We start from the raw sequence: 23,580 nt of genomic DNA on the forward strand, positions 1-23,580 counted from the left end.
TTGCGTCAACCGGGGGTGCAAGGCATGGCATTGCGGGGGACCAATCAGGAGTTCGGGCGGCCGTACAACCGGCGCATCGTGCTTGAGTCCATCCGCCTGCATGGGCCGATCGCCCGCGGCGAGATCGCCAGCCGCGTCGGCCTCACCGTCCAGACCGTATCGACCATCGTTCGCGAACTGGAGGAACAGGGCTACATCCTCTCCGTACGCGAAGAGCCCAAGGGCCGCGGCCTGCCGCCGGCGACGCTGCGCATCAATCCCGCGGGCGGCTATGCCGTCGGCATCCACATCACCCCGCTCGGCATCAATGCCGCCCTGATCAATTTGAGCGGCGACGTGGTCGAGAGCACTTACCGCGAGGCCCCGAACGCAACGCCCGACCACGCCTTCGACGTGATCGGGGCCATGGTGTCTGAATTGACCGGATTGCGGGCCGGCGGGCGGGTTCTCGGGGTTGGCTTGGCCCTGCCCGGGCCGTTCGGTGTCGAATCCATGAGTTTCGTCGGCCCGACCACCATGACCGGCTGGAAGGATGTGGCGCTTCGCGAGCGGCTGGCGGCCTCGACCGGATTGCCGGCCTTCTTCGAGACCGACATGGCGGCAGCGGCCATGGGCGAGCGGCTCTACGGCCTCGGCGCTCAATTCTCCGAATATTACTATCTCTATTTCGGCGTCGGCCTCGGCGGCGTCATGGTTCATGACGGCAGCGTGCAGCGCGGCGCCTGGGGCAATGCCGGCGAGGTCGGGCACATCCCTGTCGTCCCCGGCGGCGAGGCCTGTCCCTGCGGCAACAGAGGATGCCTCGAAAGATATCTCTCGCTCGAGGCGCTCCGGCGCTGGAACGGCACAGAGGCCGATTGGGTCGCGGAAGTCGCGCCGATCTTTCACAATGCCATCGCCGTCATCGAAAACCTGTTCGACCCTGAAACGGTCATCCTCGGCGGGCTGGCGTCCACCGACCTGCTCGAACGGCTGGCCGGTTCGACCGGCGGCCTGCACAACTCGGTCTCGGCGCGCAAGGATCGAACGACGCCCCGGGTCATGGTCGCGCGCGGCGGGCAACATTCGGTGTTGCGCGGCGCCGCCGCCCTTGCGGTTTCGGGCGTGCTGTCGCCGCGTTTCGGCCAGATGTTCGCCGCCGAGCGCGAACGCGGCCGCGATCTTCTGACGGCCAAGGAGATCGCGGCATGAGCGAACCGCTGCTGGTGCTCGACAACGTCACCAAGAACTACGGCGCGATCGAAGCCCTGAAGGGGATCAGCTTCTCCATCGGCAAGGGTGAGGTCGTGGCGTTGCTGGGCGACAACGGCGCCGGCAAATCGACGCTGGTCAAGATCATCGCCGGCGGGCTGGAGCCGACCTCGGGCCGCATGCTGTTCGAGGGCAAGGAGTTCCTGGCGAGGTCGCCGGCCGAGGCCAAGGCGGCCGGCATCGAAACCGTCTACCAGGACCTGTCGCTCTGCACCAATGTCGACGTGGTGGCGAATTTCTTCATGGGCCGCGAGATCACCAGGAAGGTGCTCGGCATTCCCGTGCTCGACGAGCGCGCCATGGAGGCCGTCGTCAGCAAGGCGCTGGCCAGCGCCGGCACCCGCATTCCTTCGCTGCGCACCAATGTCGAGCATCTCTCGGGCGGCCAGCGCCAGGCCATCGAGCTCAACCGCTTCGTGCATTGGGGCGGCAAGCTGGTGCTGCTCGACGAACCGTTCGCGGCGCTGGGCGTCGAGCAGACGCGGCGCGGTCTCGACATGATCCGCCAAGTGGCGAGCCAGGGCATCGGCGTCGTCATCATCACCCACATCATGCAGCAGGCCTTTCAGGTCGCCGACCGGATCGTGGTGATCCGGCAAGGCGTGGTGGCCGGCGATGTCGCACGCAACAAAACAAGTCCCGATGCGGTGATCAACATGATCACCGGGGAGACGCTTGCCGGTGCCGGACCGGCGGGTTGAGGGACAAGAGGGGTCCGGCTTAACAGGGAGCCAACGACATGAAGCGAATACTTCTTGCTGTCTTCGGTATCCTTGCACTGGCCTTTGCCACGCTCACGCCGGCATTCGCCCAGTCCAAGGGAACCGTCTACTATATGGTGCCGACACTGCTCGATGAGTTTCAGACCGGCTCGGTGACCGCGCTGGAGCTGTTCCTGAAGCAGGTCGGCTACGACATAAAGACGCTGAACGCCGACAACAAGACCGACGCGCAGCAGTCGCAGATGAACGATGTCATCGCGCTGAAGCCGGCGGCGATCATCCTGGCGGCGGTCGACTTCAATGCACTGAAGCCATCGATCGAAGCCGCGCGCGCCGCCGGCATTCCGGTGGTCGAGTTCGACCGCCAGATCACCTCGACGCCTTCCGACTTCACCTCGGTGGCTGGCACCGTCGAGATCGGCCACATCGCCGCCGACCAGGCGGAAAAGCTGCTGAAAGCCAAGAACGGCTCGGTGAAGGGCAAGGTGCTGCAGGTGCTCGGCGATCCCGGCGACCCTTACACGCTCGACATCCAGAAGGGTTTTGAGGAGAAGATGAAGGCGTTCCCGGACGTCAAGATCATCTCGCTTCCGGCCATGCAGTGGGAAGCCAGTAACGCCGGCACCATCGTTGCCGACCAGATGCTGGCCAACCCCGACATCGACCTGATCTTCAGCCATGCCGCGCATCTGTCGGTCGCCGCCGTCGCCTCGCTCGAGGCCGCCGGCAAGAAGCCGGGCGACGTCATGCTGATGAGCTCGAACGGCGCGCCGGTCGGCCTCGACCTGATCCGTAAGGGCTGGCTCAACGTCGAAGTCGAACAGCCGCTCTACGCCCAGGCCGCGGCCGTCGCCATGTTCATGGACAAGATCGTCAAGAAGCAGGAGATCAAGCCCGGCGACTATGACGTGCTCGGCTTGAAATCGACCGTCACCAAGGAAGCCTGGGGTCCGAACATCAAGATCCCCGGTGCGGCCATCACCAAGGAAAACGTCGACAATCCGGCCTTCTGGGGCAACCAGAAGGCACCGACGGATACCGTCAAATCCGTCGAATAGGCACGTCGCCTGAAACGCTCCGGGCCTTCTCGGCCCGGAGCCAATTCTCCGCAATTCCAATCCGCGCATGATCCTTGCGAGAACCGTTCTCCGGGGGCATGCGCCAGCCGGATCAGCTCATGACCCCCCGCACCCGCCAAGCCCTGGAGTTCGTCCTCGACAACCTCGTCTGGTTCATGCTTGTCTTCGTGCTGGTGGTCTTCTCCATCTTCATCCCCAACTATTTCCAACTCGGTATCTTCGCCAACATCATCGAGGCCTCGAGCGTGCTCGGCGTCATGTCGATCGGCCTGGCGCTGGTCATCATCGCCGGCCACATGGATCTGTCGGTCGAATCGGTGGCGGCGCTCAGCGCCATGGCGGTCGGCATCCTGTTCTGCTCGTCGGGCATCGGCCTCGGTGTGCAACTGCATCCGGAATGGCTGATGGTTCCGGTGTCGCTGCTGCTGGCGCTGGCCGTCGGCGGCCTGATCGGCGCCTTCAACGGGTTTCTGGTCGTCAAGGTCAAGATGAGCGCCTTCATCATCACCCTGGCGTCCTACATCTGGGTGCGCGGCCTGGTGCTGGTCATTTCGGGCGGCCGCTCGGCGCAGGATCTGGCGCCGGCGATCCGCTGGTTCGGCATCCAGCGGCTGATCGGCCTGCCGCTCACCGCCTGGATCGCCATCGCCTGTTTCGTCGTCTTCTCGCTGATCATGGCCAAGACGCCGTTCGGCCGGCACCTGGTGATGATCGGCGGCAACGAGACGGCGACCTTCCGCGCCGGCATCCGCGTGAACCGCAACCTCATCATCGCTTTCGTGCTGGCTGGCGCCATCGCCGGCCTGGCCGGCTGGCTGCTGGCGATCCGCACCTCGGGCGCTACCGCCAATCTCGGCGTCGGCCTGCTGTTCAACGCCTTTGCCGCGGTCGTCATCGGCGGCGTCAGCCTGAAGGGCGGCGTCGGCACCCTGCCCGGCGTCTATGCCGGCGTGCTTCTGCTCTCGGCCATCAACACGGCGATCAATCTGATGGGCCTGCCCGCCAACTTCACCCAGGTCATCCACGGCCTGCTGGTGCTGGCCGCCGTGCTGCTCGACGCCTTCAAGCAAACCATTCGCCAGAGACTCGCATGACTGGACGGCTCGCATGACTGGACGACTGAACGACAAGGTCGCGCTGATCATCGGCAGCGCAAGCGGCATCGGCAAAGGCACCGCTCTACGTTTCGCCGAAGAAGGTGCAAGGCTGGTGCTCGCCGACACCGAGGTAAAGGCCGGACAAGCAACTGCGGATGAGCTTGGCGTCCCTTTCATCGGCACCGACATCTCGCAGATGCGCGACGCGGAGGCCGCGGTGGCACTGGCGCTGAAGCATCACGGCCGGCTCGACATCATCGTGCAGAATGCCGGCATCTATCCCTGGCAGCTGATCGAGAACACCAGCACCGACGACTGGGACCGCGTCATGGCGGTCAATCTGCGCGGCACCTTCAATGCCACCCGCGCCGCCCTGGTGCCAATGAAGGCGCAGCGCTTCGGGCGCATGCTCTACACCTCCTCCATCACCGGCCCGCATGTCACAAGTCCCGGCCACGGCCACTATTCCGCGACCAAGGCCGGCATCAACGGTTTCATCCGTTCGGCAGCGTTGGAATTCTCCGGTTACGGCATCACCGTCAACGGCGTCGAGCCCGGCAACATCCTGACCGAGGCCATCCAGGAGCATCGCGGCGCCGCCTATATCAAGAACATGGAGGATTCCATCCCCCTCGGCCGGCTCGGCAGTCCGCGCGACGTCGCCAATGCCTTCCTGTTCCTCGCCTCGGACGACGCCAGCTACATCACCGGCACGACCATCGTCGTCGATGGCGGCCAATTGCTGCCCGAGGGCAAGGACTTCCGGATGGTGCCGCCTTGATCCTTGCTTCACGGCCACGAACAGGCTGATCCGGCGCTCCGCAGATCGGCCGGCAAACACTCCCTTATAGGTTGCATGCAACGTAAACGCCCCTCAAGGGTTGTTTGTAAAGTGCTAATCAAGGGAGGGACCTGAGAATGGCCGACGAAATTAGAACCGATCATATCTACCAGCGCGCTCATGCTTTGGCGGAGGGTGGTATTCACCAGTCTCCAGCCGAGATCGTTGCAGCGTTGCTGGCTGAGGGTTATCCGGAAGCGGCCGAGTTGTTGAACTCCGAAAACATCCGGGCCGACCTTCGCAGGGTTTGTAGTGCGGCGACGGCTAGCGGCCAGCAAGGCACCACAGATCTGGGGCTTGGTTATTGACGCTCATAGGACGGCATCGCGAATTTCGGCATGTTCGGCCGACCAAACGCGCCTCACGGCTGGCGGCCGCCGACGCCGATCAGCCAGATGTCTTGTACAACAGCAATTCCGGCCGGTATTCGAAATGCATGGTGTCATAGTGATACCAGCGGCCGCCCCAGATGAAGCCGTTTTTCTCGAACAGTTCGACGATCGACAGCGGAATGCGATTCTTGAAGGGAATGTGTGCCTTGGGGTTGGCTTTGTTTCTGTTGTTGTACCAGTAATCGGAGAAGCCGACATTGATATCGAAGGCTGCGCCGAAAGAGTGGACGCTCAATCGATCTGTGCCGGCGATGGGCCGCCAGACAAAGCCGCCTCCGGGCTTGAGCCCGTAACGGCTTAGCTCCGCGGGCATGACCTCGAGGGCATCGGAAACCTTGCCCAGCCGGTCGTCGATGCCGAAAACCCTAGTGACCTGCACAGTCTTCTTGCCGAGTTTGGGCAGCCATTTGACGTTGGCGATGTGCTTGCCCACTTCCGCAGCACTTGCGCCGTAGAGCTTCTCGAAGAAGGCTTCGTTGCGGATCCGGCCGGGATCGAAATCCTCCGCCGGGACCAGCGCGCCAGCACTTGCCGTGGGATAGACGTAGCGAAACATGTCCTCGATGTCCGGGCTCTCCAGCAGCGCGTCGGCCTCGCGCGTCTTGCCGTCGTCCCACACCATCGTGGTGCCGTCGGTCCAGGTCAGGACATTGCCCGAGATGGTGAACAGCCCGGGATAGGCCTTGAGCAAAGCGGCCTTGGCGGCCGGCTGGTCCACGCCGTCGCTGGCGTCGCCTGCATAGGCGAGGCGTCCGGAACCGCTGATTGCCAACGCAATCACCAGCAGCAGCAGCAAGCGCCCTGGATGCCTAGTCATCGTCCTGCCTCCCGAAAACTCTCCCCCATCTTTCACGCAATTCGGCGGATGTCGCACTGGCCGCATATCGTTCAAACCTGCTTACAAAAGTCTCGTCAAGCGCCTCCGGGCCAGACGTGGCTTCCTCCTCGGACGGCGGCTGTCGACGCAGATCTTCGATTGCTTTCCCCAGAACCGCATCCTTGTTCAGCCGACCGCGACCGTTTCAGACGCATGGTGGCCGTCTGCACGGCTGGCGGTGTCGATATCGGGGAAGGGATGGTCAGGAAGGGCTATGCGGTCGACTGGCCGAAGTACAGCGCCGGCTTCTACGCCAGGGCTGAAACAGAAGCCAGGACAGCCAAGCGCGGCCTGGGCTGGATCGTTCGATAGGCCTTGGGAATGGCGCAAGCAGATGACGGTGAACTAGACCTATCCGTACTACCCACCTTGTTGCTCCGCTTAACCATCAGCATGTTTCCAAGGCCGGCAGGATATCGCTGGTGGTTGGAGGGCGGTCATATTGGGCTCGGCCGGCGCCTTCCCGTGCGAGTTGGCGCCGGATTTAGCAATTAATTCGGAGGCGTTTCCGCCTTCGATGCTAGGCCTATATTCAGCCGCCCATCATCTTTGCCATAGCGCAGAAATCCGCATGCGACTTGTTGAGTGTGGTGTCGCCGCAGTCCTTCAACACCGCCTTCTGCTCATCGGGTTTCATGGCCATCCATGCGGTCTTGAAATCCTTTTCCGTCTTCAGAGTTTTCATGCCGGCATCGGTGAAGAACGGCGACATCTTTGCCGGGTCGTCGAGTGCGGATGTACTGCCAGCCAGAGCCGAACCAGCCATGATTGCAAGCGCCATCGCGCCGGTTGTGAGCGTCTTGATCATTGTTTCCTCCATAATTAGGTCATTCAGCGTGACCTTCCGGAAAAACGTGATCAGACTGACTCGGTTCCACCGCTTACCGGCTTTGAACTCAGGTTCGCAAAGCCGGCCTTGATGGCCTCCCTGCGGATGTTCCGAGACGTTGCGGGCGTGCCGCTGGAGCCGGCGACCGAAGGGGATCGTATCACGGTCACAGACACGCAATGACCGTCACCTCCAGCCGGCCAACTCAGTACATGATCCTTTGCCTCAACCAGGCAAAGAACCCATTCCCTCCAACTGTTGTGCGGACTCGCGCGGCAGCCCAACCCGCTTTCATGGTAGCGCCGGCATGGCAATCGCAGACGATCTCATGGAGTTGCCAGTCGCTCAGTTCGAAAAAGCGCCTTGCCTCGCCATACGTGTCATCTTTCAGGCCCGACGCGCGCAGCACCGGGTCTGCGAAGGCAACAGCGATTGGTGATCCTTCCCCACGCACCCCGGTACGTTCCTCCAGGCGCAAATATTCGGTCCCTGCAAACGCCGCAAGGCACCGGTCAGGATGTTGTTCGAGAAGTTCGGCCCAACGCTCGATACGCTGGTTCCGTGTCATTGCCGAATATGCAGCCGAAGATTCAATCTTGGCGACCGCATGCAGTTGGTCGAGTGTCTGGTGTTTCATGGTCGGCTCCTGTGGAGAGGGAAACGCCCACGCCTTCAAGGGAATTATCGCGCGCTATGGCTTCGACAAGAGCAGGAAGCTGCAGGAAGAAATCTATCTTCTGACACCACCAAATGGGGCCGGTCTGAACACCTTCCGCGATGGCGGCTATTGGGCTACCCAGCCGTAGGGAGCCGCACCGGTTCCTGTGGTGTTCCACTGGATGAACTCGACTTCCTTCCCGGTCACTTGCCGCACGGCCTTCAACAGTGTCTCATGCAGGACACGCGTTGCCCGGTAGTGGTCGCAGTGTGGCGATATGAGCGGCTTCACGATGCTCTTGTGGCGCGCTTCCGCTGCGATGCAGCCAGACGTCGGCATTCTCCTGCCAGAAAGGCGGCACGGCGCGTTCCTTGCCGTCCTTGCGCGCCTGTGCGCCGTACATCCAAGCGTAATTGGCGCGCTCCTGATCCTTCTTAGCGACTGCCACCGTCTTCCTCCCGCTAGCGCCCCAAGGGCTGTTTTGAAAGCGAGACAAGTTCAGCCTCGTCTTTGATGCCGGCCATGTAGTTGGCGATGATGCGGGATGCGATGGCGTCTCGCGCTTCCGGCGACTGGTCTTGAAGCTTCAAATGCTCAAAGCCCCTGCCGAGCAAGGCCAACTCTGATGGATCGAAAATGCCGGCCTCATTCGCCCTTGTCCGCATGGGCATGGTTCTCCTCCCGGAAATCCTGCAGCGTGCCGCAAATCTTCCTCGCCGCGCAAGTGCTTCACGCGGCCTATGATGCCGGGCTTGACCCATTGGGTCGCCGGCCGCTTCATGCCCTTCGGCGCCGGTCCGGCCTGCTCCTGGACGCGCCGCCATAGCCGTTCGCGGGTCGCGCGGCCTGGATTGATAAAGGCCGAACCGACATACCGGCCGGTAGCACGATCCGCCAACAAGGTGAAGGCAGGCTTTCCCGCCTCGCGTTCGACGCCAAGCAGATCATATTCATCAACGGAATAGCATTTCGCCTTCAGCCAGTTCGTCGAAGGGCCGCTGCGGTATTTGCTGTCGCGCCGCTTCGATACCATTCCCTCAAGAGCGAAAAAATCTTAGCTAGGCGTGTGCCATATCCACCAACGGTAGATCTCTGTGGATGCTCAATTGGCGGCGTTTAAGGTTATAGTTCTCATTTTTGGATGGCTCGGCCTGTTATTCGCAGGATTGTTTATCCTTGGAATTTTCCTGGAAGGAAGCCATGGCGATGGCTTCCTATCGATGATCATCGGCATCACTTGGGCGATCGCCTATTGGCCTGTTACGTTGATTGTGCTCGGCGCAGGATTTTGGGCTTCGATCTGGTGGATGAAGCAGGGGTAGCGACCACCCCAATTTCAAACTGTGACATACCCGAAATCGGGCGTTTCTGAGCGCATAGCTGGGCGCAACGCGGCGCACCGGCCTGAGAGGACCGGCAGACACCGTTGAATTCATTCAAGAAAAGTGGTGGGCGATGACGGGCTCGAACCGCCGACATCTTCGGTGTAAACGAAGCGCTCTACCAACTGAGCTAATCGCCCGCTCCGGCGCGGACCTTTAAGCGGTCGGGACCGGCTTCGCAAGGCCAAATGAACAGGCGACGCCCTGTTCGTCGGCCGGATTTGTGCACAAAACGCCGGCTGTCAAAAAACCTTCTCCAGTTTGCTGTTATGATGGTTTGGTGCGCTTGACACCCGGTGGCGAACCCCTTATCCAGCGGCCCAACGACGAACACGGCTGACACGTGCTCGTCAATGCGCGGGTGTAGCTCAGTTGGTTAGAGTGCCGGCCTGTCACGCCGGAGGTCGCGGGTTCGAGCCCCGTCACTCGCGCCACTCTCAATCTCTTGTTTATGCAAGAGTTTTATGAGGGTGGCGCTGAATCCGAGTTGGACGAGTTTCATCTTTTTTCGCCGCCAAGTTTCAACTTTTTGTATTCATTCTGTTCCTGGCCGAGCAGTTTGCGACCCATTCGACGGCTGGCATCAGCTGAACGAACAGCTGCTAGGTTGACCGGCATATAGGTCCTTTGTAGCGCCTTGTTGTCATCGATCGAATTGCCCATCTTGGCCGAGATCGCTTCAACAGACGCGCCGCCTGCGTTAGCTTCACAGCGCCAGATCGCCGCATGTCCATCAACCGGCGTTTCTCCCCTGCTCCGAACACCAACTATCGCCTTTGCGCTAAATTGGTTGCAACCAGGGTAGGGTCATGACCAAAAAGCAGCCAAGGCGTGAAGTTGTCGATGTTCACGAGGCGGCGGTTTTTGCATTGGAAAACGGCATCACACTCGACGAGTTGAGGGATCTGATCAGAGCACTTGGGCAATGATCGCGAGACATTGGTCAGCGCGGTCAGCCGTTGCGATTCAAACGGCAGTAGAGGGGCCTAGCGCTACCGAGCCATGGGAGGCCGTACCGGCCCTGTCCCGTACCACTGGATGAACTCGACTTCCTTCCCGGTCACTTCCCGAACGGTCTTCAACAGCGTCTCGTGCAGGATTCGCGTTGCGCGGTAGTGATCGCAGGTAGGCGCTATGAGCGGCTTCACGATGCTCTTGTGCAGCGCTTCCGCTGCCACCACAAAGCGCTCGATTTCAGCCTGCGATAACTGCTTTGAGGGTTTCGACCTAGCCATTGCGATCTCCACAGAAATCGCCCCACCTGAGGAACATAATCCTATTCCTGTCGCCGCCTGTAAAGCCGAGCCTGACTTATACACAGAAGAACAGAAAAAGAACAAAAACCTTGTGGGAAAAGCCAGCCTTAGCGGGCAGTTTCGCGCAACTGCCTGTACATTAGGTACCGCTGGCTGGAGTTTGCGGCGTCTCTGACAAAGACAAGTGCCGCAAACTCCGCGTGCCAGTATGTATGGCGCTACGCCCGCAGAGGGGTGGTTGTTAGCGGCAACCACCCCTTTCCGTGTACACCGATACTGCTGGGAAGTTGCGATTTTCGCAACTCACGTTTCGCCTCACGGCGGCCTTTTCCACTGTCCAGCAGCCCGAGGCCCGCTCGGGTATTACCAAACCTCACCCGCCCTCCTACATAGATACCGGGTTATGATTTCGCGGGGTTTTTAAATGACTGACGATCTTGAGGCTGAAGCAGCAGCAACGTGGGACATCGAGCAGTCGATGTCACTTGGCTTGGCTAGCGCCAGTTTGGCCGGAATCCTGACCGCCTATGTGGGCCCAACCTTTGACAACTACGTCTTCAGCGCCTTGATTTGCTTTTCGATCGTAGTGCCGCTCATGCTAACCGTGTACGCAATCGCGCATCCGGCGTCGAAGTCACTCAACATGGTCGAGTATGGTGGCCCTGTAGCGTTGGCGACGTTTATCGTCTCCTTGGTGTTGACGCTCGCCGGTTACGGCTTGCTGCTCATGCACCTTTCGTGGGGCTTGGGCGTCTTCTTTATGGTTTGGTGTCCTGCTGCTCTTATGCTTGTTTTGGGCGGTTGCGCCGTCTACGGCAACGTGACGGGCACAGCAGTGCTGCCATCGCCGCGCACTACGCCCCGAAGCTGACCACACCGCCGCCGTTTATGCGACGCGCAACATCCGAGGATAATAGTTGAGCAACCGACCATCTTGGTCCCGAATTTCGGTGCGCTCGGCCAAACCGTCCGTTACGGCTGCGCTGGCCATGTGCTTTGCAAGCGCAAGATCGTTGATGGAGATATCGGACCAAGCCACGAGTCCAGCCTCGAAATAGTCTATGAGGTACCGCATCTGATTCCCTCCTCTGAGGTTTATACTAGCACCTTAGAGCCTAGCGCGCGACATTTGCGAGCAAGATGGGACCTATGTTGGCCGCAAAGCCCCCGCCCCGAGCCCTGGCCTGCGGTAGCTATCAAGTCGGGAGAGGCAACTTGATCCATATTTTTGCAGGCGTCCGACTGTCGTTGCGCGATCCTCTTGACGCACTTTGCGGGATGGATCATTTTTCCGCTGTGCCTTGAGAGAAGCGGCCCGGGGCATCTTTAGGATCAAGCCGCATGATAACCGACGATGGGGGAGCCCTTACGTCGTAGACAACGAGCAGCACGGCTGCCCAAGCACACTCCTAATAACAACAATCCGGCTTCCACGCCTCATACAGCGGCGTTGCGGCCACTAAAAAAACATGGAGCAAAGTGATGACCAAGCTTGTCGAATACCAAGACGCTGATGTGAGCGTGCTCTCGAGGAAGCCGCTACGAGGCGCTCTGGAACTCGTGACAGACGACGATGACACAGTCAGCCTCGAATTGGACAGGGACACAGCCGAGCAGCTGATGTCCGCTCTAGTCCAGTTCCTTATGGAAGGCCAAGGTCCAGATAGGCCGACTCTCAGGCTAGATCGGGATGTTGAAGATGCGGTGGCTTCTGACGACGAAAGGCGCCAACGCGACCAAGTACTCACCGCCATCCATGAAGGCATTCTCGCGGCTTATCAAGCGACACTCTATGAAAACAACGATCCCTTTGACAACTGCGCTACCTTTGCAGAAACAGCACTGGCCTCGCTGGAATCTGTTGGCTTCAAAGTCGTCCGCTAACCCGGCTACCCGCGCGGGCCGTGGAAGGCCGCGCGGGTATGCTCAAGAGAGAACGACATTATCGACCATTGACGGACGTCAGTGCGGTACGCGACCGCTCGGGGTAGTGGCGTTGGCCGACGTTATGCGGTCGCGCCGTGGCGCGTTCGAAATCGATCATGTTGGGTTCCTAAAATGAAAAGGCCGCCTCGATGGGCGGCCTAGCTACAAAAAAAATCGCAAAAACGATCAGACGGACAAATCCGAAAGCAGTGTTTTTGCCTTTACGACTCGTTCTGCAGATGCCTTGGATGACTTCCTTACTACGGTTTCCGCCCAAGGATCGTCATACCCAGCCACCTCAAGAAAATCTGCCGTCGCCGCTAACTCTAATGTAATCGCGTCTTGGCCAGCAAGTATCTTTAGGATCCTCGATCTGGCGGCGTCAATAGGTTCCTCCGTAACATCCGCCATCAATCTAAAAGCCGAATAGGGTTGAGATTGGGAGCCAACGCGCTTCTCTTGCTTCACCAATCCCAAAGCAATGGCATCTTGAGTAGCCGTAGTCAGCTCCTCACTATAAGGCCCGTAGTGATGATACTGGAAATCAAACCCGAACCCTAAGCCGATTTTCTCCAAAAAATAGAATGACTTTTGAAGACGTGTCTTGCCGACCAACTCGCCTCCATTCAGATGCAGTATTTTGGCGACGTCGATTGCCCTCGTCATCATCCAACTCCCTTCGCTATTTCCGTTAATATCGACATTGCACGAGCATTGCTTGCATACACTCGATACGCAGTACGCTTCTGAAGCGCGCTTACGACCTCTGACAACTCGGATAAATCTTGATAGGGCCCTCCGACCGATCCACGGATAAGGACCTTGGAGAGCGCGTCCGGTGAGTCATATCCTCGTCGTTTATACGGATCCCGTGCAGGAGAATCCTCAAAGACCTCAAGCTCTTCGAAAGCTCCGGACTTATTGGCTTCAGCCAGCGCGGCTCGAAATTTGGCGACCGAAGCAGCGCCACCCCGTGATCCAAAATGCTCCGCGACATCGAACGCCTTGTACAAATCGCGCCGAAGGAGCCGTGACGAAAGCGCCTTTATATGATGGTCATCCGCGTTCATCATCATAGGCAAACTGCCCCAAATCACCGTGTCGTCAAGAGCTAGATAATTCCCGAGCGAAGCATCGGTCAAAAACCGAATCAAAGGGTGCGACTTTTCCAAGCCAGTGGCAGACGCTTTTCCATTCAATACCAATTGCCCTATTTGAACGAGAATGGCCGATAGAATCTTCTCCGCCGACCGCGTCGCCTTATGATAATATACAGCAAAATACATGTGAAACAAACCGAGAACATACGCTTCCGCAGCCTGAAATGCCTTGCTGCCAAGGATTAAGCTGTCCACCGTGGCGTAATTTTCGCCGTCCGTTGCGAAAGCGACACTATCGACCTCCAGATTTGCCAACAGCCAGGAATAGTCGAAACTCCCATGGCTAACCCCGGTCATGAGTCGATCACGTCGCAAATAATCTAAACGGTCGGCATCGAATTGGCTTGAGACGATCCCGGAATAGAGGTCGGTTGGAGTTTCTTGTAGCAACAGTGTGGCTATCGCGTCGCGGCTGTCCTTGCCCAGGCCCTTTTCGACTCGACCACCAATGTCGGTGTCCCCCAAAATGATCTCGGCTGTCCAAATTTCGTGTCGTTTCTCAAATTTTTCGCCGCGCGCCGCGGCGATTTTCTCCATGGCGGTTTCAAATGCGTGGCTAAAAGGACCGTGGCCAAGGTCATGCACCAGTGCAGCGGCCAGGGCAATTTTGCATCGATCTTCGTCAAATGCAGATTGGCCTAGAAGCCTTCTGACGTGGCTGGCCAGATGCCGAGCGGTGTGGAAAACGCCAAGGCTGTGAGCCAGACGCGTATGTGTAGCGCCTGGGTAGACCAATTCGGAAAACCCAAGCTGCTTGACGCGACGTAAACGCTGGAATTCCGCAGCGTTAATAGCGTGCCATAGAGCTTGCTCAAAGGACGTAGTTGAGAACTCGATGAGATCGTGTAGCGGGTCGCGGACCCTCTGTGGCTTCACATCCATTGGCCGAATCGTTCCCCCCAAGAGAAAAACGATAACACAATAGCTAACAAGACTTACTATGTTGGCCGGATGTCGAGCCCAACCTCTTGAATGACAGAAAGCAAGTCGTCTTGTTGCCGTCAATAACTGGAGGTCTGGCCATGGTTGCCCCCCCATATTTTCAATTGGAAAAATGTGCGCTTTTGGGCGGAACCGGTAGGCGTGCAGACCGGCGCCAAGTCCGTCACGACCCCCTGGGGGGGGGTAAATGTGATTTTGTGAGTGGCAACAGATAGGTTACGTTGCGTCAGCAATGAAAGAGGAGAAGACGATGAAAACGTTCCTCGCTATCGCTGCCGCACTGGGCCTGTGCGTGTCGGCCGCTTCGGCAGAGTGCGGCTATAATCACTCCAAGGTATCGGCATCAGTCGACACTCAGACGACGACAGCGAGTGTCGAGAAGACCGACATGTCGAAGGCCGCTGACACTAAGATCATCAAGAAAGACGTGCCGCCAAAGACCGAATAGGCATCAGACTGATCCCGATGCAGCGCAGGCGGGTGTGCAGCCCTCTGCCAAGCGTGCCGCTTCGGCCATCTTGGGCGCATGCTCTCGCGATCCCTTTCGGCGTCATGCGCTCATGGCTGGCGGCGTTGCGGCGCGAGTTCGAACCGACTATCGCGGACGCGCTCGATTCCATCCCTGCCGAACTTTTCCCAACTCGTCACGGAGCGGTCGCGTGGAATTTGCCGATGCCAGGTCCGCCACTGCGCCCTTAGGTCCCCGGTTGAAGATCTGGCCGAGGACCAGGCCGATGTATCCCACCTGAAGAATAATGAGCGCAAGAATAGCCCAACCGAGCGCTTTCCAGATGGAGCCGGTTTCTATCTCAGCCCAGATCGCCACGGTGAACGACGCCGCGAACATGCCCACCAAAAATTGCGGAAAATACATATGCGCAGCACCACGTTTTGACGGTTTGGCGATTTTCGGCCGTTAAAGACCCGCCGCTCCGCGAACGGAGCGGCGGGGCCCCCAATTTGCCCCCCGATTGCCGAGTTGATGGTTGACCGCGGCATTGCTGGCAATGCAATTGCTGCGCCAAATGCAATGACCCATTACGGGACACCTTCGCCAATTGCGCAAGGCCGGATTGCCGATTAACATTATCTGTTGCTAATGTGCCACCCAGAAGGACCAGCGGTGGCGAGGTTTTTGGCAGAGTTGTTGGCCGCGACGCTGGAAGCGTCGGCAGGCCGATGCGGTCTAACGACACCGATAAGCATATCTCCGAAGACGCGCTCAGAATGATCAGTGCACAGATGTATTCTGGCATTCTGGGCCAGGAATGCCTGCATGGACGGCGCTACCTGGAAAGTCGCATCGAGAATGGTTTCAAAAGGCACTTCGACGAAATGCGGCTGCAGTTGATCGTAGATGGGCACACCATCGTGCCCAGCGTGACCGAGGGCAACTCACCGTGGACTCGTTCAGAAATGGCATTCGACGCTAAACGGCGGCTCGGCATCCCACGCCAATTCGGTTGCCGTGATGCATATTGGCTGGACAACAACCGAGACTGGTGAAGCCGTAAGGGATGCTGTCGCGCTCAACCCCTGGCCAGCAGCGCCTCGACCTCCTGCAGCGTCGGCATCGACGGCGCAGTACCCGGGCGCGTCACCGAGATACCAGCCACCGCGCAGGCAAAGCGCACCGCTTGCAGCGGCTCCACGCCTCGCGACAGGGCTGCGGCGAAGCCGCCGTTGAAGGCGTCTCCCGCGCCGGTGGTTTCGACCACTGGTCCGGCGCTGATGGCGGGGACATGCTCGGAGCGATTCTTGGTGTGCAGCAGCGCCCCCTTGTCGCCGAGCGTGACGATGACCGTGCCGACGCCCTTTTCGAGCAGCTTGCCCGCGGCGGCCCGCGCCTCATCGACCGAGGAGACTTTCAGTCCGGTCAATTCCTCCGTTTCGGTCTCGTTCGGCGTGAGATAGTCGCAGAGCGCGTAGATGCGATCGGGAAGCTTTGCCGCGGGAGCGGGATTGAGGATGGTTGTCACCCCTGCCCCGCGCGCGATCTGCAGCGCCCGCATCGCGGCATCGATCGGCTGTTCGAGCTGTGTGACGAAGACGCCGGCGCCACGAATCAGGGCGGCATTGGCCTCGATATCGGCTGGCGAGATAAGCATGGCCGCACCCGGGCTGACGATGATGGCGTTGTTGCCGCTGCCCTCCTCGACGAAGATGTAGGCCGCACCCGTATAGCTGTCCGGCGTGTCGATGACGGCGCTTTTCACGCCGGCGTCCTGCCAGGTCCGCTTGGCCATGTCGGCGAAGGCATCGACGCCAAGCCGGGTCAGGAATGTGGTGTCGGCGCCGAGCTTGCCGGCGGCCACGGCCTGGTTCGATCCCTTGCCACCCGGACCCAGCTTGAACGAGTTGCCGAGGATCGTCTCGCCCATGCGCGGCTGGCGGTCGGCGCGATAGGCGGTGTCGGCGACGAAGACGCCCAATATGACGACAGGCTTGCCGGAGGCCATGCTGCTACTCCGCATCCGGCGGGATGACGCCCTTGCGGAAGGCGAAGCAGCCATAGAAGCGGCGCTCGCCGGTCTGGATGACGCAATAGGCTTTTTTTGCACGCTCGTAGAAGGCGTAGCGCTCGACGGAAATCATCGGCCAGGCCTTGCCTTCGGCCTTGTCGATCTCCTTTTGCACTTCCTTCTGCACCGCTGGGATCTCGTCCGGCTTGCCGACGATTTCCATGCGCGCGACGGAATCATCGACGAACGTGTCCAGCGGATAGAGCGACAGCACGGCCTTGACCACCTGCGCCGCCGGCGCATCGATGCGCAAGAGCTTGCCGTGCACGGTCTGCTTCGCCACCGAATCGGAGGGGAAATTGGTGTCGGCGATGATCAGGTCATCACCGTGCCCCATCGCCCGCAATGCCTGCAGCACGTCGGCATTGAGCAGCGGATTGATGCCTTTGAGCATGATAGTCCTCGTGAAGTGCGTTTGAGATCAGAGACGTTGAGATCAGAGACGCTGGCCGGTCTCGGCGTCGAAAAGATGGATCTGGTCGAGCCTCGGCTTCAGCGTCAGCGTGTCGCCAGGCTTGAAGTCGTGGCGTTCACGGAACAGCGCCACCATCTCGCCGTCGCCGAAGCGCAGGAACACCAGCGTTTCCGAGCCGGTCGGCTCGACCACCGAAATCTTCGCCGGCACGCCGTCGGGATGGATTTCCAGATGCTCCGGGCGCACGCCATAGACGACGGCCTGTCCGTCCTGCGCGGCATTGTCGCCAATCGGAAACAATGTGCCCGCAATGTCGACGCCGGGCTTGCCGCCCTTGCGCATGACGCCCTTGAGCAGGTTCATCGACGGCGAGCCGATAAAGCCGGCGACGAACAGATTGGCCGGCCGGTCGAACAGCTCCAGCGGCGCGCCGACCTGCTCGATGCGGCCGTCGCGCATGACGACGATCTTGTCAGCCATGGTCATGGCCTCGATCTGGTCGTGGGTGACGTAGATCGTGGTGGTCTTCAGCCGCTGATGCAGTTCCTTGATCTCCGTGCGCATCTGCACGCGCAGCTTGGCATCGAGGTTCGAGAGCGGCTCGTCGAACAGGAACACCTGCGGGTTGCGCACGATGGCGCGCCCCATGGCCACGCGCTGGCGCTGGCCGCCGGAGAGCTGCCGGGGATAGCGCTTCAAATAAGGGCTGAGGTCGAGGATGTCGGCGGCGCGCTTGACCCGCTCGGCGACCACGGCCGGGTCGGTTTTGCGCAGTTTGAGGGCAAAGGCCATGTTCTGCTCGACCGTCTTGTGCGGGTAGAGCGCGTAGTTCTGGAACACCATGGCGATGTCGCGTTTTGCCGGCGGCAAATGGTTGACGATGCGGTCGCCGATGGCGATCGTGCCACCGGAAACGGTCTCCAGCCCGGCCACCATTCTGAGCAGCGTGGACTTGCCGCAACCCGAGGGGCCGACCAGCACCACGAACTGTCCGTCAGCGATGTCGACGCTGACTTCGTGCAGAACCTTGACGGTCCCAAACGCTTTGGCCACCTTGCTGATTGCGACTTGAGCCATATCTCCCCCATCGGCTCCAACTGGCCGTAGGCGCAGAAGCTAACCAACGCGACCTGTCAGGGCAAGTCGGTCTCTTATAGATAAAAACCCGGCCTCGTTGACACGGCGTTTGGTTGTGAGAATAGTGGCAGGCGCTGGTCCAAATGTCGGCACCGATCCGCAATCGGGACTTTAATCGACGCAGGGTGGGGTCCTGCCTAATTCGTATCCGAGCCGGGAGCATCGTTGTGCTTCAGCGTCCGACAGGCGGCCACATCCATTCACACTGATTCTGGGAGGAATAGTCGATGAGAACAGGTCTTTACGATAAACTGGTCCGTGCCGGCGCCACGCGGCGCGACGTCTTGAAGGGTGCGGCCAGTATGGCCGCGATCGCGGCGGCATCCGGCGCCGGGCTCGGCGCCTTCACGCGCCCGGCTTCCGCCGCAAGCGAACTGCGCTCGAAGATCCTGCAGATTCCTGGCGTTGGCAAAGGTCAGCCGACCGATGCCGATTTCCAGAAGGTCGGCGAACTCTGCCTCGAGGCGACCAAGGCCAATGTCAAGGAAGGCGAATTCGCCGGTGTCGAGTTGACCTTCATGGGCCTCAACAACCAGAACCTGCACAATGTGCTGTTCCGTGGCTTCCTGAAGCCGTGGGAGGCCTATACCGGCGCCAAGATCAGCTGGATCGACCTGGCGCAGGCCGACTACAATGCCCGCCTGCAGCAGTCGATCGCCACCGGCACGGTCGACTTCGACATCATCGAGATGGGCGCGCCCTTCGAAGGCGATGTCTGCGGCAAGGGCCTCACCTCCGAGATGCCCGACTGGGTCAAGAAGCAGATCGATTTCGACGATCTGGTGAACTACCTGAAGCCGCCAGTCGGCACCTGGGACGGCAAGCAGTATCGCGTCACCATCGACGGCGACACGCACAACTTCAACTACCGCACCGACGTGTTCGCCGATGCCGACCTCGCCAAGCAGTGGAAGGACGGCGGCGGGGCAGGAGAATGGGGCGTGCCGAAGACATGGCAGCAGGTACAGGCCGTGACCAAGTTCCTCAAGGGCAAGAAATTCAAGGGCCAGGACGTTTATGGCTATCTCGATGCGCCCAAGCCCTGGGGCGGTTTCGGCTTCTACTTCCTCGGCAGCCGCGCCACCGCCTATGCCAAGCATCCCGATGACAAGGCATGGCTGTTCGACGCCGACACGATGAAACCGCGCATCAACAATCCGGCCTGGGTGCGCGCCATCCAGGACGTGATCGACGCGCTGCCCTCCGAACCGGCCGACCAGATCAACGCCGACCCGAACACCACCGGCTTCCAGCAGTTCCTGGCCGGCACGGGTTCGATGATCCCCTGGTGGGGCGACATCGGCTCCAACGTCAAGACCAACGATTCCTCGGTCATCGGCGACGTCACCGGCTTCTCGATCCTGCCGGGTTCGGACGACGTCTACAATTCCAAGACCGGCAAGTGGGAAAAGCTCGCCAGCGGGCCGAACTATTCGCCGAACTGCGCCTATCTCGGCTGGGGCGTCTATGTCATGGCCCGCGTCGACAAGGACGAGAAGAAGAAAAAGGCGGCCTGGTCCGCGGCCGCCCATCTCGGCGGCAAGGACCTGTCGATCTGGACGGCGATGTATCCGTCCGGCTTCCAGCCCTACCGCAACTCGCATTTCGATATTCCGGAGTGGGTGGCGGCCGGCTACGACGAGGCCTTCATCACCTCCTACCTCAAGTCGGAAGGCGACAGCTACAATCATCCGAACGCGGCGATCGAGCCACGCATCCCCGGCATCTTCCAGTACTATTCCGCCGCCGAGGACATTCTGGCCAACACCTTCGCCGGCAAGATGAAGGCACAGGAAGGCGCCGATGCCATCGCCGCGGCCTGGGAAAAGCTCACCGACCAGATCGGCCGCGAAAAGCAGATCAAGCTCTACAAGGCCTCGCTCGGCCTGGCCTGATCGTAGCGTAAACCAGGGTCCGGCGACGAAAGCCGCCGGACCCTGCCTTGACCGGCACCGCCGGTCGCGAAGTGCCTTCTGCAACCGGACGAGACGCGTGGCTGACCAGATTTTGCCCACCAAGGATTGGCCGGCAAACGCCGTCCCATCCGACCTGATACCGCCAGGCCGCAAACGCTTGGGCTGGGCGGTGATGGCCGCTGCAACGCTTGGCCTGCTGGCAACGATCCTGGTCCAGATCCTCTACAAGAGCGAGGTCGACACGATCGGCTTCGAGACATGGCGTCCCGTGGTCTACGCCTATGTGCTGTGGGGCGTGGCACTCGGCATCGGCCAGGTGCTGACGCGTGGCGAGGACGGCCAGCGCGCGCTGTTCCTGCTGCCGGCGCTGCTGTTCACCATCGCCATGGTGATCTTCCCGACGCTGTTCGGTTTCTACATCGCGCTGACCGACTGGAACCTCTCCTCCTTCAGCGGACGCAGGTTCAACGGGCTCGACAATTTCTGGCAGATGCTGGGCGATCCCTACTATCGCAATGCGCTGTTCAACATGGTGCTCTACGTGCTGGCCGTGCTGGTCGAATATGTCATCGCCTTCGGCTTGGCGCTGCTGCTCAACGCGCAGATTCGGGCGCGCAAATTCTTCCGCGTCGTTTTCCTGATGCCGCTGATGCTGTCGCCGGTGGCGGTGTCGTGGATGGTCGGCAAGTCACTGATGGAATATCGCTTCGGCCCGGCGGCGACGCTGGCGCGCCATCTCGGCTGGGAAAACCCGGCCTTCTTCTCGGATCCGATCATCGCCCGCATCTCGATCATGGTGCTGGATGCCTGGACCTTCATCCCGTTCATGATGATCATGCTGCTCGCCGGCCTGCAGGCGATGTCACGCGAAATCCTCGAAGCCGCGCGGGTCGACGGCGCCAATGCGTGGCAGACCTTCTGGCAGGTCACCTTTCCGCTGATGCTGCCGGTGTCGGTGACGGCGGTCATCCTGCGCATCATCTTCAAGCTGAAGCTGGCCGACATCATCATCACGGTGACCTCGGGCGGACCTGGTGGCGCCACTGATTCCGTCTCCAGTTTCATCTACCGCGAATACCGCGACCGCTCGAATGTCGGCTACGGCACCATGCTGGCGATGGCCTATCTGGTCATCATCGTCGTGTTCGTGACCTGGCTGCTGAAATTCGCCAACCGCTTCGTGCGCAACGTCAATTGAGCGGTGGAATCATGAGCGTTCAAACCACCGAATACACCGTTTCCGAAATCCGCTCTCCGGCGAGCTTCATCACCAGCCGGGTCTTCATCTATGGCGCGCTGGTGTTCTGGGCTTTCATCTGCCTGTTCCCGATCTACTGGACGCTAACGACCTCGTTCAAATCGGCGGTCGATGTCACCCAGGGCCATCTGATTCCCTTCGTCGACTTCCAGCCGGACTGGAAGGGCTGGCGATCGCTCGGCCTCTCGCCGGATTCGATCTTCGAGACCTCGACGGTGCGCGATGAGTTCTTCAAGCGCTTCATGAACTCGGTCATCACCTCGGTCGGCGCGTCGAGCCTCGCCATCGTCATCGGCAGCCTCGCCGCCTACGGCCTCACACGCTACCGCTACAAGTTCGCCTGGTTCAAGAACGAGGACATCTCCTTCTTCTTCCTGTCGCAGCTGATCCTGCCGCCCGTCGTGCTCGCTCTGCCCTTCCTGGTGCTCTACCGGGAAGTCGGCCTGCTCGACACGCGCATCGGACTGATCCTGCTCTACACGCTGATGGTGCTGCCGATCGTCATCTGGATCATGCGCGACCAGTTCAATTCGATCCCGGTCGAACTGGAGGAAGCAGCTCTCGTCGATGGCCTGTCGATCTGGGGCGCGTTCTTCCGCATCGTCATGCCGATCGCGCTGCCGGGCATGGTCGCCGCCTTCATCCTGGCGATGGTGCTGTGCTGGAACGAGTATTTTTTCGCCGCCCTTTTGACCTCGACCGATGCCAAGACCATTCCCGTCATGGTGGCGAGCCAGACCGGCTCGCAAGGCATCAACTGGTGGTCGATGGCTGCCCTTGCCACGGCGGCGATCGCACCGCTGGCGGTCATCGGCATTGCTTTGGAACGCTATCTCATCATGGGCATGACCGCCGGAGCCGTGAAGTGACGAACCAATACTGGTTCGCACGCAACATCCGTGTCGGCTATGTCGGCCGCGACCGCTATGGCAAGGGTGTCATGCCGATCGCCTGGCAGGGTCGCGCCGTCATCGCCGGCTTTGTGCTGGCGATGCTCTGCGGCGGCCTGCTCATGGCCCTGGTGGGCTTTTACGCCGATCACCTGGCGCTTGGCATAGCCCTCTACGTCATCCTGGCGATAGCCGGCGCCGGCACGTTCATCTGGGGCGTGGCCACCAAGAGCGATCCGGACAAGTCGATCGCCGACTACCGGGCGGAGCGGTTGAAAGGCCGGGGTTAGGCCTTCAGGATCACGCGCAGGTGGTCCATGATCATGGCGACGCCCTTTTGCCCCAGTTCAGCCGATGCGTCCTTGGCATCAGCCGTATACCAGCCGGTATTGTCGGCGAAGCGGGCGGCATCGACGGCCTCCGGACATAGCGCCAGCATCAATGAAGTCTCGCCGATGCCGGCATGGTCGAACGGGTACTTGCCGTTCATGGCGGCCGGCATCAGTGGATGCACCTGCACCCAGTTGAAGAAATTTTCTCCCGCGGCATGTCCGGCATAATAGTCGGCCATGTCCTTTGAGCCCCACCACCCCTCGCCCCGCTGCTTCTCAAGGAAGCGGAAGATCGCCTGGCGGCCGGCGGTCTTGAAGGCGAGATCGGTCGGCATGCCGGCGGCGAAATTCTCGGTCTGATGATGGACGATGGCGTGGATGTTGCGAAAACCGATGCGCAGCAGGCTGTAAAACAGTTCCTCGCCGAACGGCGCCAGCTGATTGCCGCCGACCTGCACCGAGCCAGTACCCTCCGGCGGCGCCACCGCGTAGCTCGCAGCACCGTAGTAGAAGGGCGGCAGGATGACGATGTTCCTCTCCTTCTCGAACAGTTCCAGCGTCTTGATGACGGCCAGAGTGTCCATGCCGACGGCCATGTGCTCGCCATGGTATTCGAGCACGCCGAGTGGCAGGGCGACCGGCCAATTCTCGGCAATCGCCTTGCGGATCTGGTGCGGCAGCATCAGTTCATAGCGCAT

The 23,580-nt window shown here is 60.4% G+C and carries 31 protein-coding genes and 2 tRNA genes; 17 read left to right on the forward strand and 16 right to left on the reverse strand.

Annotation, left to right across the window (positions count from 1 at the left end; genetic code table 11):
* Nucleotides 1-24: 24 nt before the first annotated feature.
* From JN279_RS25180 to JN279_RS25205, 6 genes are all read left to right on the forward strand, one after another.
* Entirely contained in the window at nucleotides 25-1,191 is a 1,167-nt protein-coding gene (locus tag JN279_RS25180) for an ROK family transcriptional regulator (protein ID WP_202350531.1), read from the forward strand.
* A complete protein-coding gene (locus JN279_RS25185) occupies nucleotides 1,188-1,952 on the forward strand; it encodes an ATP-binding cassette domain-containing protein (RefSeq protein WP_202350532.1) in 765 nt (254 codons plus the stop codon). The genes JN279_RS25180 and JN279_RS25185 overlap by 4 nt, the downstream gene beginning before the upstream one ends.
* A gap of 38 nt (nucleotides 1,953-1,990) precedes the next feature.
* The gene (locus JN279_RS25190) at nucleotides 1,991-3,031 is read left to right on the forward strand and encodes a sugar ABC transporter substrate-binding protein (RefSeq protein ID WP_027051589.1); all 1,041 of its coding nucleotides are present in this window, start codon (nucleotides 1,991-1,993) and stop codon (nucleotides 3,029-3,031) included.
* 119 nt (nucleotides 3,032-3,150) lie between these two features.
* Complete coding sequence (locus JN279_RS25195) at nucleotides 3,151-4,146, forward strand: ABC transporter permease (protein ID WP_202350533.1); 996 nt, start codon at nucleotides 3,151-3,153, stop codon at nucleotides 4,144-4,146.
* 13 nt (nucleotides 4,147-4,159) lie between these two features.
* The gene (locus JN279_RS25200; RefSeq protein WP_096457180.1) at nucleotides 4,160-4,930 is read left to right on the forward strand and encodes an SDR family NAD(P)-dependent oxidoreductase; all 771 of its coding nucleotides are present in this window, start codon (nucleotides 4,160-4,162) and stop codon (nucleotides 4,928-4,930) included.
* A gap of 137 nt (nucleotides 4,931-5,067) precedes the next feature.
* Nucleotides 5,068-5,298: a hypothetical protein gene (locus tag JN279_RS25205; RefSeq protein ID WP_202350534.1), complete on the forward strand. Its 231-nt coding sequence runs from the start codon at nucleotides 5,068-5,070 to the stop codon at nucleotides 5,296-5,298.
* 79 nt (nucleotides 5,299-5,377) lie between these two features.
* Here the strand turns inward: JN279_RS25205 and JN279_RS25210 are convergent, their stop codons facing one another.
* The 5 genes from JN279_RS25210 to JN279_RS25230 all read right to left on the reverse strand — a co-directional run bounded on the left by JN279_RS25210 (nucleotide 5,378) and on the right by JN279_RS25230 (nucleotide 8,417).
* Nucleotides 5,378-6,199 (reverse strand): M15 family metallopeptidase, encoded by an 822-nt coding sequence (locus tag JN279_RS25210; RefSeq protein ID WP_202350535.1) that lies wholly within the window; start codon nucleotides 6,197-6,199, stop codon nucleotides 5,378-5,380.
* Between the two features lie 592 nt (nucleotides 6,200-6,791).
* Entirely contained in the window at nucleotides 6,792-7,079 is a 288-nt protein-coding gene (locus JN279_RS25215; RefSeq protein ID WP_179298026.1) for a hypothetical protein, read from the reverse strand.
* A 214-nt stretch (nucleotides 7,080-7,293) separates the two neighbouring features.
* Nucleotides 7,294-7,725 carry a hypothetical protein gene (locus tag JN279_RS25220; protein ID WP_095201523.1) on the reverse strand — a complete coding sequence of 144 codons (432 nt, stop codon included), beginning with the start codon at nucleotides 7,723-7,725 and terminating at the stop codon, nucleotides 7,294-7,296.
* Between the two features lie 253 nt (nucleotides 7,726-7,978).
* Nucleotides 7,979-8,194, reverse strand: a complete 216-nt coding sequence (locus tag JN279_RS25225) for a hypothetical protein (RefSeq protein ID WP_202353895.1) — start codon at nucleotides 8,192-8,194, stop codon at nucleotides 7,979-7,981.
* 13 nt (nucleotides 8,195-8,207) lie between these two features.
* Nucleotides 8,208-8,417: a hypothetical protein gene (locus JN279_RS25230; protein WP_202350536.1), complete on the reverse strand. Its 210-nt coding sequence runs from the start codon at nucleotides 8,415-8,417 to the stop codon at nucleotides 8,208-8,210.
* Between the two features lie 435 nt (nucleotides 8,418-8,852).
* Between JN279_RS25230 and JN279_RS25235 the strand changes: the two genes are divergently transcribed.
* Nucleotides 8,853-9,068 (forward strand): hypothetical protein, encoded by a 216-nt coding sequence (locus tag JN279_RS25235; protein ID WP_202350537.1) that lies wholly within the window; start codon nucleotides 8,853-8,855, stop codon nucleotides 9,066-9,068.
* Nucleotides 9,069-9,192: 124 nt separating this feature from the next.
* Here JN279_RS25235 and JN279_RS25240 read toward each other — a convergent pair.
* Nucleotides 9,193-9,268 (reverse strand) — tRNA-Val (locus JN279_RS25240).
* A 217-nt stretch (nucleotides 9,269-9,485) separates the two neighbouring features.
* On the opposite strand from JN279_RS25240, the gene JN279_RS25245 reads away from it, so the two are divergent.
* A tRNA-Asp gene (locus JN279_RS25245) sits at nucleotides 9,486-9,562 on the forward strand.
* A gap of 64 nt (nucleotides 9,563-9,626) precedes the next feature.
* Here JN279_RS25245 and JN279_RS25250 read toward each other — a convergent pair.
* Nucleotides 9,627-9,791 (reverse strand): hypothetical protein, encoded by a 165-nt coding sequence (locus JN279_RS25250; RefSeq protein WP_202350538.1) that lies wholly within the window; start codon nucleotides 9,789-9,791, stop codon nucleotides 9,627-9,629.
* A gap of 329 nt (nucleotides 9,792-10,120) precedes the next feature.
* Complete coding sequence (locus JN279_RS38330) at nucleotides 10,121-10,363, reverse strand: hypothetical protein (protein WP_244734144.1); 243 nt, start codon at nucleotides 10,361-10,363, stop codon at nucleotides 10,121-10,123.
* On the opposite strand from JN279_RS38330, the gene JN279_RS25255 reads away from it, so the two are divergent.
* Together JN279_RS25255 and JN279_RS25260 are read left to right on the forward strand one after the other, a co-directional pair.
* Nucleotides 10,263-10,559 carry a hypothetical protein gene (locus JN279_RS25255; RefSeq protein WP_202350539.1) on the forward strand — a complete coding sequence of 99 codons (297 nt, stop codon included), beginning with the start codon at nucleotides 10,263-10,265 and terminating at the stop codon, nucleotides 10,557-10,559. The two genes, JN279_RS38330 and JN279_RS25255, sit on opposite strands and share 101 nt — an antisense overlap.
* Before the next feature lie 249 nt (nucleotides 10,560-10,808).
* Nucleotides 10,809-11,255, forward strand: coding sequence for a hypothetical protein (locus tag JN279_RS25260; protein WP_202350540.1), 447 nt, complete (start codon nucleotides 10,809-10,811; stop codon nucleotides 11,253-11,255).
* 15 nt (nucleotides 11,256-11,270) lie between these two features.
* Here JN279_RS25260 and JN279_RS25265 read toward each other — a convergent pair whose 3' ends face one another.
* On the reverse strand, nucleotides 11,271-11,459 hold the full coding sequence (locus JN279_RS25265; RefSeq protein ID WP_202350541.1) for a hypothetical protein: 189 nt from the start codon (nucleotides 11,457-11,459) through the stop codon (nucleotides 11,271-11,273).
* A gap of 407 nt (nucleotides 11,460-11,866) precedes the next feature.
* On the opposite strand from JN279_RS25265, the gene JN279_RS25270 reads away from it, so the two are divergent.
* Nucleotides 11,867-12,268, forward strand: a complete 402-nt coding sequence (locus JN279_RS25270) for a hypothetical protein (protein WP_202350542.1) — start codon at nucleotides 11,867-11,869, stop codon at nucleotides 12,266-12,268.
* 228 nt (nucleotides 12,269-12,496) lie between these two features.
* Here JN279_RS25270 and JN279_RS25275 read toward each other — a convergent pair whose 3' ends face one another.
* Both JN279_RS25275 and JN279_RS25280 read right to left on the reverse strand, forming a co-directional pair.
* A complete protein-coding gene (locus JN279_RS25275) occupies nucleotides 12,497-12,976 on the reverse strand; it encodes a hypothetical protein (protein WP_202350543.1) in 480 nt (159 codons plus the stop codon).
* Nucleotides 12,976-14,352, reverse strand: a complete 1,377-nt coding sequence (locus JN279_RS25280) for an HD domain-containing protein (RefSeq protein ID WP_202350544.1) — start codon at nucleotides 14,350-14,352, stop codon at nucleotides 12,976-12,978. The genes JN279_RS25275 and JN279_RS25280 overlap by 1 nt, the downstream gene beginning before the upstream one ends.
* A 310-nt stretch (nucleotides 14,353-14,662) precedes the next feature.
* On the opposite strand from JN279_RS25280, the gene JN279_RS25285 reads away from it, so the two are divergent.
* Entirely contained in the window at nucleotides 14,663-14,860 is a 198-nt protein-coding gene (locus JN279_RS25285; RefSeq protein ID WP_202350545.1) for a hypothetical protein, read from the forward strand.
* Nucleotides 14,861-15,007: 147 nt separating this feature from the next.
* Here JN279_RS25285 and JN279_RS25290 read toward each other — a convergent pair whose 3' ends face one another.
* Complete coding sequence (locus JN279_RS25290; RefSeq protein WP_202350546.1) at nucleotides 15,008-15,286, reverse strand: hypothetical protein; 279 nt, start codon at nucleotides 15,284-15,286, stop codon at nucleotides 15,008-15,010.
* A gap of 353 nt (nucleotides 15,287-15,639) precedes the next feature.
* Between JN279_RS25290 and JN279_RS25295 the strand changes: the two genes are divergently transcribed.
* The gene (locus tag JN279_RS25295) at nucleotides 15,640-15,918 is read left to right on the forward strand and encodes a hypothetical protein (RefSeq protein WP_202350547.1); all 279 of its coding nucleotides are present in this window, start codon (nucleotides 15,640-15,642) and stop codon (nucleotides 15,916-15,918) included.
* 23 nt (nucleotides 15,919-15,941) lie between these two features.
* Here JN279_RS25295 and rbsK read toward each other — a convergent pair whose 3' ends face one another.
* From rbsK to JN279_RS25310, 3 genes are read right to left on the reverse strand one after another with little or no spacing between them, the layout of a single operon-like run.
* Complete coding sequence (gene rbsK / locus JN279_RS25300; protein ID WP_202350548.1) at nucleotides 15,942-16,871, reverse strand: ribokinase; 930 nt, start codon at nucleotides 16,869-16,871, stop codon at nucleotides 15,942-15,944.
* Nucleotides 16,872-16,875: 4 nt separating this feature from the next.
* A complete protein-coding gene (locus JN279_RS25305; protein ID WP_202350549.1) occupies nucleotides 16,876-17,328 on the reverse strand; it encodes an RbsD/FucU family protein in 453 nt (150 codons plus the stop codon).
* A gap of 42 nt (nucleotides 17,329-17,370) precedes the next feature.
* Nucleotides 17,371-18,426 (reverse strand): ABC transporter ATP-binding protein, encoded by a 1,056-nt coding sequence (locus JN279_RS25310; protein WP_202350550.1) that lies wholly within the window; start codon nucleotides 18,424-18,426, stop codon nucleotides 17,371-17,373.
* A 287-nt stretch (nucleotides 18,427-18,713) separates the two neighbouring features.
* Between JN279_RS25310 and JN279_RS25315 the strand changes: the two genes are divergently transcribed.
* From JN279_RS25315 to JN279_RS25330, 4 genes are all read left to right on the forward strand, one after another.
* Complete coding sequence (locus JN279_RS25315) at nucleotides 18,714-20,381, forward strand: ABC transporter substrate-binding protein (RefSeq protein WP_202350551.1); 1,668 nt, start codon at nucleotides 18,714-18,716, stop codon at nucleotides 20,379-20,381.
* 97 nt (nucleotides 20,382-20,478) lie between these two features.
* The gene (locus JN279_RS25320) at nucleotides 20,479-21,600 is read left to right on the forward strand and encodes a carbohydrate ABC transporter permease (protein WP_202350552.1); all 1,122 of its coding nucleotides are present in this window, start codon (nucleotides 20,479-20,481) and stop codon (nucleotides 21,598-21,600) included.
* A gap of 11 nt (nucleotides 21,601-21,611) precedes the next feature.
* A complete protein-coding gene (locus JN279_RS25325; RefSeq protein WP_095201531.1) occupies nucleotides 21,612-22,529 on the forward strand; it encodes a carbohydrate ABC transporter permease in 918 nt (305 codons plus the stop codon).
* Complete coding sequence (locus JN279_RS25330; RefSeq protein ID WP_202350553.1) at nucleotides 22,526-22,840, forward strand: hypothetical protein; 315 nt, start codon at nucleotides 22,526-22,528, stop codon at nucleotides 22,838-22,840. The genes JN279_RS25325 and JN279_RS25330 overlap by 4 nt, the downstream gene beginning before the upstream one ends.
* Here JN279_RS25330 and JN279_RS25335 read toward each other — a convergent pair.
* Entirely contained in the window at nucleotides 22,837-23,580 is a 744-nt protein-coding gene (locus JN279_RS25335; RefSeq protein WP_202350554.1) for a creatininase family protein, read from the reverse strand. The two genes, JN279_RS25330 and JN279_RS25335, sit on opposite strands and share 4 nt — an antisense overlap.

The organism is Mesorhizobium sp. 113-1-2 (assembly GCF_016756475.1).
Lineage (GTDB): Bacteria > Pseudomonadota > Alphaproteobacteria > Rhizobiales > Rhizobiaceae > Mesorhizobium > Mesorhizobium loti_C.